General features: G+C 50.4%; 18 protein-coding genes, 1 other RNA gene and 1 riboswitch. Of the genes, 5 read left to right on the top strand and 14 right to left on the bottom strand.

The window, feature by feature from the left end:
- Positions 1 to 8: 8 nt before the first annotated feature.
- The 9 genes from AB9R92_RS03180 to AB9R92_RS03220 form a co-directional block, all read right to left on the bottom strand.
- Positions 9 to 677 carry a methionine ABC transporter permease gene (locus tag AB9R92_RS03180; protein WP_370668073.1) on the bottom strand — a complete coding sequence of 223 codons (669 nt, stop codon included), beginning with the start codon at positions 675 to 677 and terminating at the stop codon, positions 9 to 11.
- Entirely contained in the window at positions 670 to 1695 is a 1026-nt protein-coding gene (locus AB9R92_RS03185; protein ID WP_370668074.1) for a methionine ABC transporter ATP-binding protein, read from the bottom strand. Before AB9R92_RS03185 ends, AB9R92_RS03180 begins: the two co-directional genes overlap by 8 nt.
- Before the next feature lie 91 nt (positions 1696 to 1786).
- Positions 1787 to 1891, bottom strand: a riboswitch (SAM riboswitch).
- A gap of 47 nt (positions 1892 to 1938) precedes the next feature.
- Complete coding sequence (locus tag AB9R92_RS03190; protein ID WP_370668075.1) at positions 1939 to 2250, bottom strand: thioredoxin family protein; 312 nt, start codon at positions 2248 to 2250, stop codon at positions 1939 to 1941.
- 1 nt (position 2251) lies between these two features.
- The gene (locus tag AB9R92_RS03195; RefSeq protein ID WP_370668076.1) at positions 2252 to 2593 is read right to left on the bottom strand and encodes a toprim domain-containing protein; all 342 of its coding nucleotides are present in this window, start codon (positions 2591 to 2593) and stop codon (positions 2252 to 2254) included.
- 59 nt (positions 2594 to 2652) lie between these two features.
- Positions 2653 to 3033, bottom strand: a complete 381-nt coding sequence (gcvH, locus tag AB9R92_RS03200) for a glycine cleavage system protein GcvH (RefSeq protein ID WP_058381220.1) — start codon at positions 3031 to 3033, stop codon at positions 2653 to 2655.
- 77 nt (positions 3034 to 3110) lie between these two features.
- Positions 3111 to 3467, bottom strand: coding sequence for an arsenate reductase family protein (locus tag AB9R92_RS03205; RefSeq protein WP_370668077.1), 357 nt, complete (start codon positions 3465 to 3467; stop codon positions 3111 to 3113).
- A 353-nt stretch (positions 3468 to 3820) separates the two neighbouring features.
- Complete coding sequence (locus AB9R92_RS03210) at positions 3821 to 5602, bottom strand: acyl-CoA dehydrogenase family protein (RefSeq protein WP_370668078.1); 1782 nt, start codon at positions 5600 to 5602, stop codon at positions 3821 to 3823.
- A gap of 290 nt (positions 5603 to 5892) precedes the next feature.
- Positions 5893 to 7065, bottom strand: coding sequence for an acetyl-CoA C-acetyltransferase (locus AB9R92_RS03215; RefSeq protein WP_370668079.1), 1173 nt, complete (start codon positions 7063 to 7065; stop codon positions 5893 to 5895).
- A gap of 28 nt (positions 7066 to 7093) precedes the next feature.
- Complete coding sequence (locus AB9R92_RS03220; RefSeq protein WP_370668080.1) at positions 7094 to 9478, bottom strand: 3-hydroxyacyl-CoA dehydrogenase/enoyl-CoA hydratase family protein; 2385 nt, start codon at positions 9476 to 9478, stop codon at positions 7094 to 7096.
- Positions 9479 to 9683: 205 nt separating this feature from the next.
- On the opposite strand from AB9R92_RS03220, the gene AB9R92_RS03225 reads away from it, so the two are divergent.
- Genes AB9R92_RS03225 through AB9R92_RS03235 form a run of 3 tightly spaced genes read left to right on the top strand, consistent with a single transcriptional unit; the run spans position 9684 to position 11053 of the window.
- A complete protein-coding gene (locus AB9R92_RS03225) occupies positions 9684 to 10004 on the top strand; it encodes a thioredoxin family protein (protein WP_370668081.1) in 321 nt (106 codons plus the stop codon).
- Positions 10005 to 10053: 49 nt separating this feature from the next.
- Positions 10054 to 10512: an STAS domain-containing protein gene (locus AB9R92_RS03230; RefSeq protein WP_370668082.1), complete on the top strand. Its 459-nt coding sequence runs from the start codon at positions 10054 to 10056 to the stop codon at positions 10510 to 10512.
- Between the two features lie 22 nt (positions 10513 to 10534).
- Positions 10535 to 11053 carry a C39 family peptidase gene (locus AB9R92_RS03235; RefSeq protein ID WP_370668083.1) on the top strand — a complete coding sequence of 173 codons (519 nt, stop codon included), beginning with the start codon at positions 10535 to 10537 and terminating at the stop codon, positions 11051 to 11053.
- On the opposite strand, the gene AB9R92_RS03240 is transcribed toward AB9R92_RS03235, so the two are convergent.
- The gene (locus tag AB9R92_RS03240; RefSeq protein ID WP_370668084.1) at positions 11046 to 11924 is read right to left on the bottom strand and encodes a 5'-3' exonuclease; all 879 of its coding nucleotides are present in this window, start codon (positions 11922 to 11924) and stop codon (positions 11046 to 11048) included. The genes AB9R92_RS03235 and AB9R92_RS03240 overlap by 8 nt on opposite strands.
- 466 nt (positions 11925 to 12390) lie before the next feature.
- On the bottom strand, positions 12391 to 13887 hold the full coding sequence (locus tag AB9R92_RS03245) for a glycine betaine uptake BCCT transporter (RefSeq protein ID WP_370668085.1): 1497 nt from the start codon (positions 13885 to 13887) through the stop codon (positions 12391 to 12393).
- Positions 13888 to 14282: 395 nt separating this feature from the next.
- On the opposite strand from AB9R92_RS03245, the gene AB9R92_RS03250 reads away from it, so the two are divergent.
- A complete protein-coding gene (locus AB9R92_RS03250) occupies positions 14283 to 15017 on the top strand; it encodes an SDR family oxidoreductase (RefSeq protein WP_370668086.1) in 735 nt (244 codons plus the stop codon).
- Positions 15018 to 15040: 23 nt separating this feature from the next.
- Positions 15041 to 16513: an aldehyde dehydrogenase family protein gene (locus tag AB9R92_RS03255; protein ID WP_370668087.1), complete on the top strand. Its 1473-nt coding sequence runs from the start codon at positions 15041 to 15043 to the stop codon at positions 16511 to 16513.
- A 214-nt stretch (positions 16514 to 16727) separates the two neighbouring features.
- Here the strand turns inward: AB9R92_RS03255 and ssrA are convergent.
- The 3 genes from ssrA to rnr all read right to left on the bottom strand — a co-directional run bounded on the left by ssrA (position 16728) and on the right by rnr (position 19951).
- Positions 16728 to 17082: a transfer-messenger RNA gene (ssrA, locus tag AB9R92_RS03260) on the bottom strand.
- Between the two features lie 79 nt (positions 17083 to 17161).
- Complete coding sequence (gene smpB, locus AB9R92_RS03265; RefSeq protein WP_370668088.1) at positions 17162 to 17626, bottom strand: SsrA-binding protein SmpB; 465 nt, start codon at positions 17624 to 17626, stop codon at positions 17162 to 17164.
- 48 nt (positions 17627 to 17674) lie between these two features.
- A complete protein-coding gene (gene rnr / locus AB9R92_RS03270) occupies positions 17675 to 19951 on the bottom strand; it encodes a ribonuclease R (protein WP_370668183.1) in 2277 nt (758 codons plus the stop codon).
- Positions 19952 to 19960 lie beyond the last annotated feature (9 nt).

The raw sequence follows: 19960 nt of genomic DNA on the forward strand, positions 1-19960 counted from the left end.
AAGACGAACTAACGTTTATCGGATCTGCTGGTTAAGAAATCACCGACAAATTGGACGGCGAAGACGATGACTAAAATTAAGATCGTCGAGACGAGAGTTACGTCTTCACGACTTCTTTGGAATCCATCCAAGAACGCAAGCGTCCCGAGCCCTCCAGCGCCGATGATGCCCGCCATAGCTGTATATCCAACCAAGGCGATAGCGGTTACGGTGATTCCGGAGATCAAAGCGGGTTTGGATTCAGGAAGCAGTACCTTGCGGATGATTGTCCACGTTGTCGCTCCCATCGAGCGCGCAGCTTCAATGACGCCTTTGTCGATTTCTTTCAAGGCAATCAGCACCATGCGAGCATAGAACGGAGCAGCCCCGATGATCAATGCCGGGAGCGCAGCGTTCGGCCCGCGGATGCTGCCGATCAAGAATTTTGTGAACGGGATAAGCAAAATGATCAAGATGATGAAAGGGATCGAGCGGAATATATTGACGAAGGCACCGGTCAGCCAGTTGACCACTTTATTTGCCCATAATTGGTTGGGTGCAGTCAAAAACAGGACCACGCCCAGCACTAGTCCGATGATAAACGTGAACAAAGTAGACACAGCCGTCATGTAAATCGTTTCGAGTGTCGCTTCCCACATAGCGGTCCAATCAACGTTCGGGAACAAAGTCTCAAGCATTGCCCATCACCTCCGTTTGTACATCATGTGCACCGAGGAAGGCAAGTGCCTTTGCGATTTCATCTGCTGTCCCCTTCAGTTGAAGGATCAATGTGCCATAAGCTCCGCGCTGCGTGTGGGAGATATTGCCGTGGACGATATTGACTTCCACTTGGTATTCCCGGATTAACCGTGTCAGGATCGGTTGCTCCGCCTGGTCCCCGACGAAGATCAATTTGACCAATTGCCCTTCCGGATACTGCTCGCGCAAGTGGCGCACGGTCTCTGCGGAATCTTCCGTCTCGGTCACCTGGGCGACAAAACGCTTCGTAATGTCTTCTTTCGGATGCTGGAAAACATGCAGCACTTCGCCAAGTTCAACGACGCGTCCGCCTTCCATGACTGCCACCCGGTGGCAGATCTTCCGGATGACGTGCATTTCGTGTGTGATCAAGACGATCGTCAAGCCAAGGCGCTTGTTGATGTCGACCAATAAATCCAAAATCGCATCGGTCGTCTGCGGATCGAGTGCCGAAGTTGCCTCGTCACATAACAAGACTTCCGGATCATTGGCCAGGGCACGGGCGATGCCGACGCGCTGTTTTTGCCCGCCGGAAAGCTGGGCTGGATAGGCACTTTCGCGACCTTCTAGGCCCACCAGTTCGATCAGTTCTGCAGAACGTTTGCGCCGTTCCTCTTTCCCCACTCCTGCAATTTCGAGCGGGAACTCAATGTTCTCGCGGACGGTCCGCGACCACAGTAAATTGAAATGCTGGAAGATCATGCTGACCTTTTGGCGGGCTTTGCGGAGTTTCGGCCCCGAAATCGCCGTGATGTTCTGTCCGTTGATCTCCACGGAACCTTCGCTCGGTTTTTCCAAGCCGTTCAGCAGGCGAATCAAGGTACTTTTCCCTGCCCCGCTATAGCCGATGATGCCAAAAATCTCGCCAGCCGGCACCGTTAAGTCGACGTGGTCGACAGCCGTCAAGCGCGCTTTGCCAGTATCGAATATTTTTGTCAATCCTTTTAACTCAATCATGATTGGGCACTCTCCTAAATCTTTTGCTAATAAAAAAAGCCTTCCTGCTCAGATAAGCAGAAAGGCGCATGTGTAAACACAATAAACCGTTCTCTCATCTTTCAAAGTCTGCACTTTGAGTGACTTGGCACCATTTCATCTTCATGACGGTTGCCGGGCTTCATCGGGCACTTCCCTCCACCTCTCTTTATAAGAGTTACGCTATTAAGTTAATTTCAGAAATTAAATTTATCATGCTTGGCTCTATTCGTCAACCGATTTCAACTTCTCATATAAATACGGCACCGATTGGAAGGCATAGACCTTATCCGTCACTTTGCCGTCCTGTGAAATCAATAGGCAAGGCACGCTTTCCACTTCATAGAGTTCTGCCACTTCCTGTACATAATTCAAATTGGCTTTGCCCATCGGAAGGTCTGGCAAAAGTTCTGCCACCACGCCGAGCATCTTGCTGGCCACTTGGCACGTGCCGCACATCGGCGTATACAAATAATATGCTGAAACAGGCTGCATGTTTTTTTCCTTCAGCCATTCTTTATGTGTCCATTCGTTCATGTTAGTCATTCCCTGCAACTGGATTTAAGACCCGTACATCTGCTGCGATCAGCACGTCAAGGAGCTTCCGCAGCGGTGTCGTCGCCACTTCTTTATAGCTTCGGTCGATATGGAAATGGCGGGCTTCCGGAAACTCGCGTTTGATGAGCTTGCGCAATTTGTCGCCGGAAGAATCCGCATCGACCAGGATGATGATGTCCTGCCCTTCAAAAGGCAGCAGCATTTCCTCGAGTCTTGTAGCACTTACTGTACCATTTGTGCAGAGAATCGTCACGGGTTCTGCAATCAACGGCGCTATCCGGGTTTTGTCGCTGATTCCTTCCACCACTATCACTTTCTCCATACGTATCCCCCCAGAAACAAGATATGAAAAAAAGCGCCAAAAAGAGGCGCTTTCAGAACTTACTCGTTTGTCATTTCTTTGTATTCGTCAGCTGACATCAATGCATTGACCTCATCTTCGGAAGGGGCTTCCACAACGACCATCCATGCTTTCTCATAAGGTGATTCGTTGACGAATTCCGGGCTGTCTTCAAGCTCGGAATTGACTTCGACGATTTTCCCGCTGATCGGCGCATACAATTCCGACACTGTTTTGACGGATTCGACGCTGCCGAACGGCTCGTCTTTTTTAAGCTCGTCGCCGACTTGCGGAAGCTCGACAAATACGATGTCTCCAAGTTCATCTTGCGCGAAATGAGTGATGCCGATACGTGCTTTGCCGTCTTCGACTTTGACCCATTCGTGTTCTTTTGAATAGCGAAGCTCTTGCGGTGTGCTCATCCAAACCCCTCCAAATATGTAATTGACTCAATTTCAGTTTGCCACAACCAAAGATGAAAAACAAGATGACAAACTTGTCAGCTCCATGTATTTGCGTATGCTTCTTCCTTGAAGCCGAGTGTCGCTTGCGATCCGTCCCAAGCGAGAGGGCGTTTGATGAGCATGCCGTCCGATGCAAGCAATTCGTATTGCTCATCTTCGGACATTTCCGGCAACTTTTCCTTCAATTCGAGCTCGCGGTATTTCTTGCCGCTCGTATTGAAAAACTTCTTCAGCTCGATGCCGCTCGTTTCGTGGATTTCTTTCAGTTGCGCTGCGGATGGCGGGGTTTGCGAGATATCGATATAGTCGAACTCCGCACCGTTCGCCTCGAGCCATTTCTTGCCTTTTTGGCAAGTCGAGCATTTTGGGTAAGCATAATACTGGATCATCAAATCTCCTCCTGTCTTGTAAATCAAGCATATCAAAATGCCCCGGAGCAGTCGACTCGTGAGAGGTTGGTATTTATCCCAATAAAGAACGGAAAGAAGTCGTATTTTCCGAAGCTTATCGCTCGCTTTCCGTGGGCTCGCGTCCAAGCCTCCTCAGTCGCTTTGCGCCTTGCGGGGTCTCGGTCGTCTCGCTGATCCACTGGAGTCGAGCGAACGCTTCTTCAAATACTTAGAGAGATCATTGATTGTTGAATGTAGAAAAAGGTGGCCTTACTCACAATTAATAGCGAACCATAAAATTATTCAACACTATAGAAAAACAGGAAGGGGAAACCCTTCCTGTTTTGTGCAATCTATTAGACGACGTATTTTTCTACATTGATCAATTTTTCGGATGCTTCGCGTTTTTTCGCGATCAAGTTATACGGCGTTGAACGCGTCAACTTGCGGAGTGCGGACAGCATCATGCGCTGGTTGTCGCCATCGATTGCTGCGATCAAGGTTTCTTTCGCATCTTTTTCGATTTCTTCCAAAGCTTCCTGGCAGAAGATCTGCGTGTAGAGAAGTTTCTGCTTCGCTTTTTCTTCGCCGCTTGCCGCGATGGCTTTTTCTGTGCGCAAGACGACTGATTCCATCGCGAAGACATTGCTGACGATATCCGCGATGTTCACGAGCACTTCCTGCTCCGCTTCGAGTTTCTTGCCGTAAGTCTGTGCGGCAAGTCCGGCAGCGAGGATGGCGATTTTCTTGGCGTTCTTCACCAATACTTTTTCCTGCGCCAAGGCTTCCGTTCCAACTTCTTCCGGCATCATCATCAACAGTTCTTCCTGCAAAGCTTGCGCATGTTGCAATAGCGGCAATTCGCCTTTCATCGCTTTTCGGAGCAGCGTGCCCGGTACGAGCAGGCGGTTGATTTCGTTTGTTCCTTCGAAGATCCGGTTGATGCGGGAATCACGGTAGATGCGCTCGATTTCATATTCCTGCATAAAGCCGTAGCCGCCGTGAAGCTGGACCCCTTCATCGACAATATAATCCAAAGTTTCCGTTCCGAAGAATTTATTCAATGAACATTCAATGGCAAATTCCGCGATGGAATCCGCAACCAGTTTGCCGTCCGCCTGCTGCTCATCCGTGAATCCGCTCATGCGGTCTTCAAACAATCCTACTGTGCGGTACACTGAACTTTCAACGGCATACAATTTGGATGCCATTGTCGCCAATTTCTCTTTTGTTAAGTTGAAAGAAGAGATCGGCGTCTTGAATTGCTGGCGCTGGTTCGTGTAAGGAATCGTCAATTCCATAGCGCGTTTGGATGCGCCGATTGTGCCGACGCCGAGTTTGTAGCGCCCGATGTTCAGGATGTTGAAGGCGATGATGTGTCCGCGCCCTGCTTCGCCGAGAAGGTTTTCCACAGGCACTTCCGCATCTTCCAAGATCAATGTACGCGTAGAAGACGATTTGATGCCCATTTTCTTTTCTTCCGGCCCGACCGATACGCCCCCGAAATCGCGCTCGACGATAAAGGCAGAGAACTGTTCGCCATCGATTTTCGCATAGACAACGAAGACGTCCGCGAACCCTGCGTTCGTGATCCATTGTTTTTCGCCGTTCAAGATGTAATGCGTACCCGCTTCGTTCAGTTTCGCCACGGTTTTCGCGCCCAAAGCATCCGACCCGGAGCTCGGCTCAGTCAATGCGTAAGCGGCGATTTTCTCGCCTGTCGCAAGGACCGGCAAGTATTTCTTTTTCTGTTCTTCGTTACCGAACAAGACGATCGGCAGCGATCCGATTCCGACGTGCGCGCCGTGCGTGATGGAGAAGCCGCCCGCTTTGGACATTTTCTCCGCAATCAAAGCCGAGGCGATTTTGTCGAGCCCGAGCCCGTCATATTGTTCAGGGACGTCTGCACCGAGGAGGCCAAGTTCGCCCGCTTTTTTCAAGAGCTTGACGGAATGCTCGAATTCGTGGTTCTCCAGGTTTTCGACCAAAGGCATGACTTCCGTGTTGACATAATCCTCAGTCGTCTTGGCGATCATTTTATGCTCTTCCGTGAAATCTTCCGGCGTGAACACGCGCGATAGGTCTGCATCTTCGATCAAGAAGCTTCCGCCTTTGATCAATGTTTTTTCTTGTTCCATTTTCCATTCCTCCCAATTTATCGTTTGATTGAATCCTTTGAGAAAGCTCTAACTATAGAGAGATTTGTAATACCTATAGTTTTCCGAAGCTTACCGCTCGCTTTCCGTGGGCTCGCGGCCAAGCCTCCTCAGTCGCTTCGCGCCTTGCGGGGTCTCGGCCGTCTCGCTTGTCCACAGGAGTCGAGCGGACTCTTCTCCAAACTACTAGATAGCTCTCCTTTTATGCATTGAATATTAAGTTGTTGTGACTAAAAAAGTTTTTATTACTTTCACACTCTGTGAAGTTCTCTTTACAACATTTCGAAGACGCCGGCTGCGCCCATTCCGCCGCCAATGCACATCGTGACGACGCCGAATTGTTTGTTCTGGCGCTTCAATTCGCTGAGCATGCGCAAAGTCAAAATCGAGCCTGTCGCGCCGAGCGGATGGCCGAGTGCGATGGCGCCGCCGTTCAAATTGATCTTGTCCATGTCCAAGCCAAGCTCGCGGATAACGCCGAGCGACTGGGAAGCGAAGGCTTCGTTCAGTTCCCAGACGTCGATATCGTCTTTCGTCAAGCCGGCAAGTTTCAAGGCTTTCGGAATCGCGACGACCGGGCCGATGCCCATGACTTCCGGCGGAACGCCGCCTGTTGCGAATGAACGGAATTTCGCGATCGGCTTGAGGCCTAGCGCTTCCGCTTTTTCACGGTCCATGACGAGCACTGAACCTGCGCCGTCAGAAGTTTGGGAAGAGTTGCCCGCTGTGACCGTGCCGCGCGCCGAGAATGCGGCGCGCAATTTATTGAGTGTCTGGATGGATGTGCCGTGGCGCACCCCTTCATCCATTTCAAACATGAACGATTTTTCCTGGTATTTATTCTGGCTATCGACATAGCGCTGGATCACTTCGACCGGGACGATTTCATCGACGAAGTGGCCTTTTTCGATAGCCTTAGCTGCATTTTCGTGGGACCGGACCGCAAATGCATCCTGGTCTTCGCGGCTGACGCCGTATTGCGTCGCTACTTGTTCTGCCGTATGGCCCATGCTCATGTAATATTGCGGAGCGGTTTCCGCGATTTTGGCGTTCGGACGCAGCACATTGCCCATCATTGGCACCATGCTCATCGATTCAACGCCGCCGGCAACGATCGCTTCAGCGTGGCCGACCATGATGCGTTCAGCGGCATAAGCGATCGACTGCAAGCCTGATGAACAAAAGCGGTTGACGGTAACGGCCGGCGTCGTATCCGGTAGCCCTGCAAGTGCCCCGATATTGCGGGCAATGTTCATGCCTTGCTCTGCTTCTGGCATGGCGCACCCCATAATCAAATCGTCAATAGGGCCGTCGTATCCAGCCCGCTTCAATGTTTCCCGTACGACGAGTGCCCCGAAATCATCCGGGCGCACCGAGGCAAGAGAACCTTTTTTCGCTTTTCCGACCGGTGTTCTGGCTCCGGCCACAATTACTGCTTCGCGCATATCATTTCCTCCTCTATCTAATCGGCAATCAATTGCGTAATGGCTTCCCTTTGACAAGCATATGCTGCATGCGCTGCTGTGATTTCGGTTCAGCAACCAGGCTCAGGAAGGCTTCGCGTTCCAAATCGAGCAAATACTGCTCATCGACTTTCGTGCCGTACGGTAGCTTGCCGCCTGATAATACATAAGCCAGTTTTTTTGCGATTTTCATATCGTGTTCGCTGATATAGCCCGACAATAGCATGCCTTCCGCCCCGAGCAGCATCGCCGCATAACCCGCTTCCCCTGCGACCGGCACTTCTTCCCTTCTCGGTGCCTGGTAGCCATTATCATGGAGCGACAATGCCAATTGCTTCGCATCGTAGATCAGGTGGTCGCTATTGACGCTGATGCCATCAACAAAGTTCAGGAAATTGTTTTCGCGTGCTTCGTCTGCCGATGTCGATACTTTGGCGGTCGCGATCGATTCGAATACGCCCGCTGCCAAGTTGACATAGTCAGCCGTGACATGATTCGGCAAGCCTTTCAATTGTTTCATATACAATTCCTTGTTTCCGCCGCCGCCTGGAATGAGCCCGACGCCTGCTTCAACCAAGCCCATATACGTTTCCATGGATGCCTGTACGCGTGCTGCCGGCAGGATGACTTCTGCCCCGCCGCCGAGCGTCATGCCGAATGGTGCCGCAACGACCGGCTTCGAGCTGTATTTCAATTTCAGCATGGCGTTCTGGAAGGTGCGGATCGTCAAATCCAGTTCAAAGATATTATCGTCTTGCGCTTCCATCAAAATCATGCCAAGGTTGGCGCCGACACAGAAGTTCTTGCCTTGGTTGCCGATGACGAGCCCTTTGTAGTTTTTCTCAACTTCGTCTACCGAGAAATTGATCATCTGCATAATATCGAGCCCGATCGCATTCGAACGTGAATGGAATTCGAGTAATGCGATGCCGTCTCCAAGATCGATCAAGCTTGCGCCGGAATTCGATTTGATGACGCCGTGCTTTTTCTTGTAGCGCTTCAAATCGATCACTTTTTCATTGACCGGAACGGGCTGATAATCTGTCCCGTCGAAATAGTACAGGTCGCCGTTCTCTTCTTTATAGAAGGAATCAAAACCTTTGTCCAATAGCGCTTGTGCAAATGCCGGCACTTCCAAGCCTTGTGCGGCCATTTTTTCTGTCGACTGCTTGACGCCGATTGCGTCCCATACTTCAAACGGCCCCTGTTCCCAGCCGAAGCCCCATTTCATGGCATTGTCGATGGCGACGATGTCGTCTGCAATCTCGCCGTGCAATTGTGCAGAGTAGACGAGTGTCGGAGCGAGAATGCTCCACAGCAATTCGCCTGTGCGGTCATCTGCGTAAACGAGCGTCTTCATTTTTGAGGACAAGCCTTTTTGCTGCTTGGCCATCTCCTGTGAAGGCGTTTTCAATTTTTGCGATGGGCGGTATTCCATCGTTTCGGGGTCGAGTTCGAGGATTTCCTTGTCTTTTTTCTGGAAAAAGCCTTGCTTCGCTTTGGCACCGATCCAGCCGTTTTCGACCATCTTCTTCATAAACTCAGGCGTATCGAACACTTGCTGCTCTTCGCCTTCTGTTTGGTCGTAGACATTTTTCGAGACATGCATGAATGTATCAAGCCCAACTACATCCAAAGTGCGGAAGGTAGCGGATTTCGGGCGGCCGATCAATGGGCCCGTAACGGAATCCACTTCGCCGACTGAATAGCCGCGGTTTTGCATTTCGCGCACTGTGACGAGCAAGCCGTATGTGCCGATGCGGTTGGCGATGAAGTTCGGTGTGTCTTTTGCCAGGACGACGCCTTTGCCCAGGCGGTCTTCGCCGAATTGCTGCATGAATTCAACGACTTCCGGAGCTGTCGCATCTGCCGGGATGACTTCAAGCAATTTCAAGTAGCGTGGCGGGTTGAAGAAATGGGTGCCGAGGAAGTGCTTTTGGAAATCTTCCGAGCGCCCTTCTGACATCGCGTTGATGCTGATGCCGGATGTATTGGAGGAAATGATCGTGCCAGGTTTCCTGACAGCATCCACCTTTTCATAAAGTGATTTCTTGATATCCAGGTTTTCCACAATGACTTCGATGATCCAATCCACTTCGGATAGTTTCTCGAGATCGTCTTCCAAATTGCCTGGCGTGATCAGCTGCAAGTTTTTCTTTTGCGTCAGCGGAGCAGGCTTTTGCTTCAATAGTTTTTGAGTGGCAGTCGCTGCGATCCGGTTGCGGACAGCTTTGTCTTCAAGCGTCAGCCCTTTCGCTTGTTCTTCTTGCGTCGCTTCTTTCGGGACGATGTCGAGCAGCATGACCGGAATTCCGATATTGGCTAAATGAGCTGCGATTCCAGATCCCATGACGCCCGATCCGAGCACGGCCGCTTTTTTGATTTTGTATGACACGAGCAAACCCTCCTATTTTTGAATGAACACTCATTCATTTTCTGGGTAAAAAAAAGAAATACTTTCCTTCTCGTTCTTAGTGTAAATTATTTTTCCTATTTTCGCAATATTTAATCGGAAGATTTTTCTGCCGCATTTATCCAAGTGCTTGGAGACAAAGCAAAAAAAGGGTAAAATTAAAAAGACTATTAAAGGAGGCAATTCAATGAAATCCCTAAAAACTACTGAACAGTTCAACGATACAATCCAAAACGGCGAACCGGTCATCGTGAAATTCCAGGCCGGCTGGTGCCCTGACTGCACGCGCATGGACATGTTCATCGACCCGATCATCGAACAATACGACAATTACCAATGGTTTGACGTCAACCGCGACGAACTGCCGGAAATCGCAGAGCAACATGAAGTGATGGGCATCCCGAGCCTATTGATCTTCAAGGACGGCGTAAAACAAGCGCATCTCCATAGTGCCAACGCCAAGACCCCCGCTTCTGTCATCCACTTCCTGGAAGAACAAAAAGCTTAAAGGCGAAAACCCGAAACATTCACTAATACTATAAAGCAGAGGTGCCGAAATGGATTCACAACAAGAAATCAAGGAATTGCAGGAACTTGTGGCGTATTACCAAGACGTCATTTACAATATGTCGGCACCGATCATCCCATCGATTGTCCCGAATACCATTCTCGTGCCGATTGCCGGATACATCTTCCGCGACCGTTTCGAAACAATCCGGACGAAAGTCCTCGATTACGCCGATAGCCACCGCGATACAGAACAAGTGGTCTTCGACTTCACTGGCGTGACGATGCAAGACGTCCAGTCATTTGATTTCAATGAGCTTGCACTCGAACTGACTCAATTGAACAGTGCCCTGAAATTGATGGGCTTGCGCGGCATTTATGTCGGCTTCAACCCGCGTTTTGTCAGGGAAATTGTCCACGCAGGCATTCAGGTCGAATTGGAAGTCTACACGACATTCCGCAGCGCTTTGCAAACTTTGCTCGATGAACGAGAAGCCAAACTGCGCTGAAGTTTTTTTAGGAGGATGGATCATGAAAGTGCTGCTCCCTTTTCAAGCTATGAGCCAATACGCTGAACATGTACCGGCAGCCTACCGTGCTTCTGCATGCGGGCCGGTCACTGCTGCCTCCATCCTCCGCTACCACGAAGGCACTGCACCGGGGGTCGGGCTGCTTTATAAAAAGCTCGGAACGACGCCGATCGGCTTGAGTGCCTTTTGCCTAATCCGGCGATTGAAAAAACTTACCGGGCCGCGCTATGACATCAAGCGGGTTCGCTCGATCGAGCAGATCAAACAGCAATTGGATGCAGGCTATCCGCTCGCTGTGAAATTCGACCGTTACTTTTCATTACGCTGGCGCCAGAAAACCACTTTCGCTTATCACTGGGTCCCGCTCATCGGCTATGAAGAAACGGCGGGTGATTTGTTGCTGTATATTCACGACAACGGACAAAAAAACCGCCCGAGCAAGTTGCGGGCGGTGTCGTTCCGTGAAAACCGGGGCGTGTTGAGTTTCATCCGGATTTCACCGGTGGCAAAAGTTAAATGAATGATTTTTCCAAGAGCCTTGCGAGCAGGCGAAATTCGCGCTCGTCGCATACCTTTACCAAATCAGAAGAATAATCAGGCACTGCGATTTCCTCGAGTGCCACATCGAGCTGGAGGTCGTCTTTGATGACTGCCAGCTTTTTCGATAGCGCGAGCATATCCTGATGCTCTTCAATTTTCTTTTTTTGTGCCGGCTTCAGTTCCTCGAGATGTTCCAGGACGCCTTCGACCGAACCAAAGCGCTGGATCAATTGGAGCGCCGTCTTCGGCCCGATGCCTTTGACGCCCGGATAGCCATCGCTCGGGTCGCCCATGAATGCTTTCACATCGGCGAACTGGCCTGGCAAGATATCATACTCATCCCGGAAGCGCGCATCGGTGTAAAGATCGTAGATATGGAAGCCTTTTTTCATAAAGGCGATCTTGACCGATGGATTCAATAGCTGAAGCATATCCTTATCGCCAGTGATGATTGTATAATCCGCTTCGTCCGGCCATTTTTTCGTAAACGACCCGATAAAATCATCCGCTTCGATGCCTTTCTCCCCGTAGTTTTTCCAGCCGAGAAGCTCGGACACTTCCCGTGCCTGATCGAATTGATGCACCATATCTTCAGGCGGCGCCGGTCGGTTCGCTTTATAGCCATCGAATAAGTCCGTACGGAACGTATGCGCCCCCATATCCCAGCAAACGGCGATATGGGTCGGCTTCATCAATGACTTAGCGGTGAGCACGTGGCGCGCGAATCCTTGTACCCCGTTAGTGGCGAGCCCGCTTTCTGTACGGAAGAACTGTCCGACACCCGCTGTTGCAAAATACGAACGGAACAATACCGCCATCCCGTCGACTAGCATAATATGTGGTTTCTCCAAAAAATACTCCTCCATTCAACACGATTTCCATTATCCATTATACGCGACTTTCCATAGAAAAAGGGTGCCGGACTTCCGGCACCCTTTTCGTTCTGTGTTTTCCGAAGCTATTTGCTTGCTTTCCGTGGGGCGGGAATCGAGCCTCCTCAACCGCTTCGAAATCTTCGTGCTCTCACATCTGCATGGCAGATGCGTCGCAAATGATTAGACTCAGCGATGCTTCGCTCATTCATTGCCTGCGGGGTCTCTCAAACCCGTCGCTTCGCTGCTCCCACAGGAAAGATAAGGTCGAACTACGTGAGAACTTATCTTTGCGAAGTAATGCGCAGCATTATTGAGCAGAAGGTTTTACAAGCAAACGCTTCTCCAAACACTTAGACAGTTCACTGAATTTTTTATACAGGATAAGCCTTTGCTCACTTTTACAAATAGAAAGCTATCCTCTAGTTCAGCATCTTTTAATAGCTTATCGTTTGCGCTTGATTGCTTTGTATTCGAGGTTCAAGGCTTTATAGAACGACGCCATCATCAATAGCATGATGAACGAGAACGGGAAGGCGGCGATGATCAATGCCGTCTGCAAGGACCCGAGCCCCCCTGCGAAGAGCAGGATGACCGCGATGGTCGATTGCGCAATCCCCCATGTCAGTTTCACGGCATTCGCTGGGTCCAGCGATCCGTTTGAAGTTTGCATGCCGAGAACGAATGTTGCTGAGTCGGCGGATGTGATGAAGAATGTTGAAATGAGCAGTACCGCGACAATGGACATCAACATGCCCAGCGGCAATTCATTGAACACCGCAAACAAAGTTTCTTCTGTCAACAATCCTGTCAAATCAACACCGCTGCTTTGCACATCGATTGCCGTCGTGCCAAATGCCGCGAACCAGATAAAGCTGATGAACGTCGGAATGAGCAAGACGCCAAACAGGAATTCGCGGATGGTCCGGCCTTTGGATACGCGGGCGATGAAAATCCCGACAAACGGCGACCAAGAAATCCACCAAGCCCAATAGAAGATCGTCCAGCCATCAATCCATGACCGGTTTTCCCCATTGATTGGGGCAGAACGGAAACTCATATTGATCAAGTTCTGGAAATAGCTTCCGATTGAATCAGTGAACATATTGAAAATCAATAAGGTAGGCCCAAGAACGATGACCAGTATCAGCAAGGTGATCGCAAGCACCATATTTGTATTCGACAAGTACTTGATTCCTTTGCTGATGCCTGACCAAGACGATACCATGAACAGCACGGTCACGACTGCAATGATGATGATTTGCGTGACCAAGCTATCTCCTGGAATGCCGTCAAACAAATAAGCGAGCCCTCCGTTGATTTGAATAGCACCGAAGCCAAGCGTCGTCGCTACGCCGACCGCTGTTGCGAATACGGCGATAACATCGACAAGAACACCCCAAGGGCCTTTCATGCGGTCGCCAAACAAGGGGCGAAGCGTTGAGGAAATGAGCCCCGGTTCACCTTTACGGAATTGGAAGTATGCCAGCGATAACGCCACTACTGCGTAAATCGACCAAGCATGGATGCCCCAGTGGAAAAATGTAAAACGCATGGATTCCCGGAACGCTTCCTGAGATCCCGGCTCAGCTGTCGCCGGGTCGATCGCGAAATGCGAAAGCGGCTCTGCCGCACCCCAGAATACGAGCCCGATACCCATGCCCGCTGAAAACAGCATCGCAATCCAAGTTGCAAATGAATACTCCGGCTTGTCCGTGTCTTTCCCTAAGCGAATCTGCCCCATTGGGCTGACAAGGAAGTATAGGCAAAACAGAACCATTACTGAAACGATCAATAAATAATACCAACCGAACGAAGTCGTCAGGAATGATTCCATATTGCCGGTAACTTCCGCAAAATGTTCTGGAGCAAGCGCACCGTAGCCAACTGCCAAAGCAATTAGAACAATCGCGATCCAAAACACGTTTGTTACTTTCTTCATATAGTCTCCTCCTTTGAATTTCTTCACAAGATATAACGCTACGGAACATTGGCGCGCTTGTCAACTGTCTGAATTATGTATCAACTAAAGCGCTTAGGTTCAATATCAAATACCCATCGCCCTATGGAATGAAACAATGGAAAATAAGACCAACTGCCCATGGAAATCGTTGGAATGCCCATGGATGACATTATGTCTCAATCACTAAAATTCCCCCATCCCTTTTCAAGCCATTTGGTCACATCCCGTTAGCCGAAACGGCTGGAGACGTAGCATGCAATATTGCATGAGCAGCGTTTGTTTAGACAAGCCATTATTGCGGGTAAGGAGATAAGATGTCTTTATTTCAGGACATTTTTGCTATCACTTACAAACAGAACTGGAGCTGAATAGATATGACACAGAAAAATACCGCAATCATCACCGGGGCAAGCAGTGGTATCGGTCAAGCTACTGCAAAGGAACTGGCAGCAAAAGGCTACCACGTCATGCTCGCTGCACGGCGCGAAGAGCGTCTGGTGGAACTAAAAAAAGAAATCGAAGCTGAAGGCGGAAGCGCCGATTACAAAGTGACAGACGTGACTTCAGCAGATGAAATGAAATCACTAGCACAAGCGACACTTGAGAAAACCGGCCGCATTGATGTACTGGTCAATAATGCGGGACTCATGCCGCTATCCTTTATGAATAAGCTGAAAATCGATGAATGGGACAAGATGGTCGATGTCAACATCAAAGGGGTTCTTTACGGAATCGCGGCTGTTCTCCCGATCATGGAAGAGCAAAAATCCGGCCATATCATCAATGTATCCTCAGTAGCAGGTCATCAAGTGATGAAAGGCAGCGCCGTATACAGCGGAACGAAATATGCGGTACGCGCCATTTCCGACGGATTGCGCCAGGAAATCGACCCAGCGCACGAAATCCGCGTGACCATCGTGTCGCCGGGTGCAGTCGCAACCGAATTGACGAATACCATCACCGATGATGATGTACTCGACAACTTCAAGAGCATGTCCATGGAGCCGCTGCAAGCCCGGGATATCGCGAATGCCATTGCCTATGCCGTCGAGCAGCCATCACACGTCGACGTCAACGAAATCCTGATCCGCCCGAGACAACAGCCTTAAGAAAATGAATGGAGACGATTTAAATGAAAACCGATTTTTCCAAGATTTTTATAAACGGCGAATGGACTTCCGGGTCCAGCGACAGCCTAATGAAAAACACCAACCCCTTCACCGGCGAGGAATTGGTCACGACACAAGCCGCCGATAAGAATGATCTGGATGCTGCCTATAAAGCGGCCGAAACCGCACAACTCGAATGGGCAAAGGAATTGCCGCAGGCGAAACAAGCGGTCATGGAAAAAGCCATCGAAGTGATGAAGGAAAATAAAGAATTGATCATCGACTGGCTCATCAAAGAAGCCGGCAGCACGAAGATCAAAGCGACGGTCGAATTCGGTGCCTCGATGAACATCTTAAAAGAAGCAGCGACCTTCCCGTTCCGCATGGAAGGAAAAATTATGCCTTCCCAGCAACCGGGCAAAGAAAACCGTGTCTACCGTAACCCGCTTGGCGTCATCGGCATCATCAGCCCGTGGAACTTCCCGTTCCATTTGGCGATCCGCTCGATCGCGCCGGCACTCGCCACTGGCAATGCCGTCGTCATCAAACCCGCAACCGATACGCCGGTTACCGGCGGGCTATTGTTCGCGAGCCTGTTTGAAGCAGCCGGGCTGCCTAAAGGCTTGCTCAACGTCGTGGTCGGCAGAGGGTCTGAAATCGGCGATGACATCGTCACCCACCCGACGCCTCGCCTTATTTCATTTACCGGCTCGACGCCTGTCGGGAAACACATCGGTGAACTTGCAGGCGGCGCATTGAAAAAAACCGCCCTGGAACTCGGCGGCAATAACAATTTCATCGTGCTGAATGATGCCGATATCGACCAGGCAGTGGACTCTGCCCTATTCGGGAAGTTCTATCACCAAGGCCAGATTTGCATGTCCGTCAACCGCATTTTTGTGCACCAGGATATCTACGACCAATTTGCTGAGCAGTTCATCGAACGTGCCGGCAAGTTGAAATACGGCAACCCTGCCGAAGAGGATACGCAAGTCGGGCCGCTCATCAACCGCGACCAAGTCGACCGTATCCTAAAAGACATCGACGCCACGGTTGAACAAGGCGCGAAGATTCGCCTCGGCGGCAAAGCAGACGGCAATGTCCTCCAGCCGACAGTCTTGACCGGCGTCACGAATGACATGCCGCTCGCGGAAAACGAAATCTTCGGCCCTGTCGCGATCCTCATTCCGTTTAATAGCGACGAGGAAGTGATCGAACAGGCCAATGAATACCCGTTCGGTTTGAGCGGTGCCGTGCATTCCGCGAATATCGAACACGCAACGAACATCGCCCACCAGATCCACACGGGCATGATCCACGTCAACGACCAACCGGTCAACGACGAAGCGCATATGCCATTCGGCGGCGAGAAAGACTCCGGCCTCGGCCGCTTTAACGGCGAATGGGTTCTTGAGGAATTCACTACCTTGAAATGGTTGTCCGTGCAGCATCAGCGCAGACAGTACGGGGCATTTGTGGATAATACGAAGAAATAGAATAGCAACGGAAACCCGGCAGCTCCTGGAATGGGGGCTGCCGGGTTTTTTAATAATGACTCAGAACGCTTAATCATTATATTAAAAGAGTTTTAATATGGACATATTATGCGCATTATGCGATAGCGATAGTGCTTATATTATTTTTTTCACAAAACAAAAAACGCCAAAATCCTATCAAAGGATTTTGGCGTTTCGTATACTCCATAAAGTTCTATGGAGACGGCGGGAGTCGAACCCGCGTCCAGAGACTCCGTTACTTGAGCATCTACGCGTGTAGCTTATCTATTGGAGTTTCGCCGCTCAATCTGCCGACAAGCAGGCGTCATGAGGGCTAGTTCGAGAATCTCTTGCAGTCAGCTCAAACGGCACTGACTGCCGTATCCCACTAAAAGTGAGCTCTATGCAGCCACATGGGCGATGGTTACATAAAGCAGATCCGAGCTTACGCTGCGAATGCTAGGTTGTTGTTAGTTTTGCCAGTTGTTATAAGTTACGTTGATGACGGAGCCGATCCTCCGACGCGCAACCCAAGCTCGAACCATCCCTGTCGAATCCGTAACGTCCCCTCATTAAAAGAGAACACGGAAGTGGTTTAGCTTCGGTGTACTGTTACCAGTATAGGACAAAACAGGTCAGAGTTCAAGTTTAACGGCTTCTCTCTTTCATCGCGCGGTCGATTGCCCGCTTCGCGTCTTTTTTCTTCAAGTCTTCGCGCTTGTCGTATTTCTTCTTCCCTTTACCGACGCCGAGCAGGACTTTGGCATAACCATCCTTCAAATACATCTTGAGCGGGATAATTGCCGCCCCTTCGACTTTCGATTTGCCGACAAGTTCGTTGATCTGCTTTTTGTGGAGCAAGAGCTTGCGAGAGCGCAGCGGGTCGTGGTTAAACTGGTTGCCTTGCTCATACGGCGAGATGTGCATATTGGAAATCCAGGCTTCCCCGTTCCGGATGCGGACAAATGCATCTTTGATCTGTACTTTCCCGCTTCTTGCGGATTTGATCTCCGTACCGAGCAGGACAATCCCCGCTTCGATCGTTTCTTCAATCGCGAAATCGAATCCCGCTTTTTTATTCTGGGCAATTACTTTGCCTTCTCCTTTGGCCATTTCTGTTCACCTCAAACTGTTGGAAAAAGCGGCACGCGGCCGCTTTTTTTATTTCTTCTTGCGGCGCTGCTGTTTTTTCGCAGCCCCTTCATAAAACTTTTTCTTTTCATTTTTCGGTTTGCGTGTCGGCCCGCCCTCTCCGCGCTTCTTGCCATCTTTCGGCTTATCGCCGTTTCGGCCGGTGCGGATCACTTTCGGGCTGTCCTTGCGTGAACTGCGGCGCGTATTTTGAGCCATGCCGACAATTTCGAAATCGATGGACGATTCTTCCGGTTTAACCCCGATCACGCGCACTTCGACTTCATCCCCGATGCGGAACTGGCGTTTTGTGCGTTCGCCGATCATCATCATCTGTCGGTCGTCGAACTGGTAGTAATCGTCTGTCAGGTTGGATACGTGCACGAGTCCTTCAATGGTGTTCGGAAGCTCGACAAACATGCCGAAATTCGTCACAGACGACACGATGCCTGTGAATTCCTCGCCGACTTTATCGGCCATGTACTGTGTTTTCTTCAATGCATCCGTATCGCGCTCCGCTTCGACTGCACGTCTTTCGCGGTCGGACGTGTGCTGTGCGATATCATCCATTTCCGCTTCCCAGTGGCGAATCGTCTTTCTCGACAAATCTTTTTCGATCAAATACGTGCGGATCAAGCGGTGAATGATCAAATCCGGATAGCGGCGGATCGGCGACGTGAAATGCGTATAAAATTCCGTCGACAAACCAAAATGGCCAAGGCTCTCGGATGAGTATTTCGCCTGTTGCATCGACCGCAGCATCATCGTCGAGACGACCGGCTCTTCCGGTGTGCCAGCGATAGAATCAACGATTTCCTGCAAAGCTTTCGGGTGGATTTCATTGCCGGAGCCTTTGACGACGATCCCGAAATTCGTGATGAACTCGAAAAAGCGCTGCAGTTTCTCCGGTTTCGGGTCTTCGTGAATCCGGTATAATGACGGGACATTCATATGGTGGAAATGCTCAGCGACCGTCTCGTTCGCAGCAAGCATAAACTCTTCGATCAAGCGTTCTGCCACTGTGCGTTCACGGACGACGATATCGACCGGATAGCCTTCTTCGTCAACGATCACTTTGGATTCCTTGAAATCGAAATCGATCGCCCCGCGGGTCATGCGGCGCTGGCGCAAAATGGCTGCCAAGTCTTTCATCAGCTCGAACATCGGCACGAGTTCTTTGTATTGTTCTTTCAATTCCTGGTTGTCTTTTTCCAGGATTTCATACACTTCTGTATAGGTCATGCGGGCCGACGTGTTGATGACGCTCTGGAAAATATCGTGTGACAGCACTTCGCCTTTATCGTTGAAAATCATTTCACAAGACAAAGTCAGGCGGTCGACTTGCGGGTTGAGCGAGCAAATCCCGTTCGACAGGCGGTGCGGGATCATCGGGATAACGCGGTCGGTCAAGTAAATGCTCGTCGCACGGTCGTATGCTTCCCGGTCGATCGGCGAGCCTTCCGTGACGTAATGGCTGACATCCGCAATATGGACGCCCAGTTTATACGTGCCGTCTTCTAATTTCTTCACTTGTACAGCGTCATCCAAGTCTTTGGCATCCGCCCCGTCGATCGTGACGATCTGTTCATCCCGCAAATCGCGGCGTCCGTTCAAGTCTTCAGGATCGATTTGCTCTGGCACGGCATTCGCCTGATCCAGCACATCCTGCGGGAATTCCACTTCAATTCCATATTTATGGATAATCGATAAAATATCAACGCCTGGGTCGTTTTTGTGCCCGAGCACTTGTGTAACCATGCCCGTTGCAGACAAACGCCCTTCCGGCCAGCCGGTGATTTCGACGACGACTTTATGGCCGTCGACGGCACCGAGCGTATCGTCTTTGGCAATAAAGATATCCATGTTCATTTTCTTGTCATCCGTGACGACAAAGCCGAAGCCTTTGTTCGCCTGGAACGTGCCGACGACTTTCGTGGTGCCGCGTTCTAGGATGCGAATGACCGATCCTTCGCGGCGGTCCCCTGATGAACCATCCGAGACGCGGATGATCACGGTATCGCCATTTACCGCCCCGTTCACTTCATTCGGCGGGATGAAGACATCATCGAGGCCTGCTTCTTCAGGCGCAAAAAAGCCGAAGCCTTTGGCATGGCCGATAAATTTGCCGCGCATCAAGTTCATGCGTTCTGGCACACCGTAGCGGTTTGACCGTGAGCGCACCAATTCGCCTTTTTCTTCAAGCTTGACGAGTGTCTTCACCAATTCCTTAAATTCGTCGGCGTCTTCAAAGCCGAACTGTTCTTCTATTTCTGTAACCGTTAACGGCTTATATGCTTCTTCGCGCATAAAGGCCAA

Origin of the sequence: Planococcus sp. SSTMD024 (assembly GCF_041320495.1) — a bacterium.
Taxonomy (GTDB): Bacteria; Bacillota; Bacilli; order Bacillales_A; family Planococcaceae; genus Planococcus.